The organism is Xanthobacter sp. BG11Y11_SDJG, assembly GCF_057364445.1.
In genome coordinates this window covers 1-732 of record NZ_JBNFNU010000813.1, presented here as the reverse complement: position 1 = coordinate 732, position 732 = coordinate 1, and the positions used below count along the sequence as shown (strand labels likewise).

2 protein-coding genes are annotated in these 732 nt (G+C 73.9%); both read left to right on the top strand.

The features are described 5' to 3' along the window. Nucleotides 1–541 (top strand): sensor histidine kinase (locus AC2W7M_RS26705; RefSeq protein WP_486136222.1); only part of this gene is annotated, 541 nt, incomplete at its 5' end. Between the two features lie 19 nt (nt 542–560). Further along, the coding region (locus tag AC2W7M_RS26700; protein ID WP_486136224.1) for an ATP-binding protein at nt 561–732 on the top strand (172 nt) is incomplete at its 3' end.

Genomic DNA, 732 nt, shown 5'->3' with positions numbered 1-732 from the left:
GCTCGGCGGCAGCCGTTCGGGCAGCGCGAGGCGGAGCCTGGAGGCGCGGCTCGCCGCGGCGCAGGCGGCCTGCCGCCGCGCCGAGGCGGAGAGCCAAGCAAAATCGCGCTTCCTCGCCGAGATGAGCCACGAGCTGCGCACGCCGCTCAACACCGTCATGGGCTTTTCCGAGATGATGGCGCAGGAGGTGCTCGGCCCGCACCGCATCCCCGCTTATGGCGGCTATGCGCGCGACATCCTCGCCTCGGCGCGGCATCTGCTGGCGCTTGCCGACGATCTGCTCGACCTCGCGCGCATCGAGAGCGGCCACCGGGTGCTGCTGGAGACCTCGGTGCGGCTCGATCTGCTCGCCCGCGAGACCCTCGCCATGATGGCGCCGGAGGCGAAGCGGCGCGGCATCGCGCTGCACGCGGACGGCGCGCCGCTGCGCCTGTGGGCGGACGAGCGGGCGCTCAAGCAGATGCTGCTCAACCTCATGGGCAATGCGGTGAAGTTCACGCCGCGGCGGCGAGGTCCGCCTCGGCCTTTTGGGCTTTTCTGACGGCCTGCCCGTCGTCCGCGTGGAGGACACCGGGCGGGGGCTGGCCGAGCGCGAACTGCCGCTCGACGACGCGCGCCACCGCGAGAGCCGGGTGGACCTTTCCTCCGGCCGGGGCGCGGGGCTCGGCCTCGCCATCGTCGAGGGCCTCGCCGCGCTCCATGGCGGCAGCCTCGCGCTGACGCGGCGCGCCG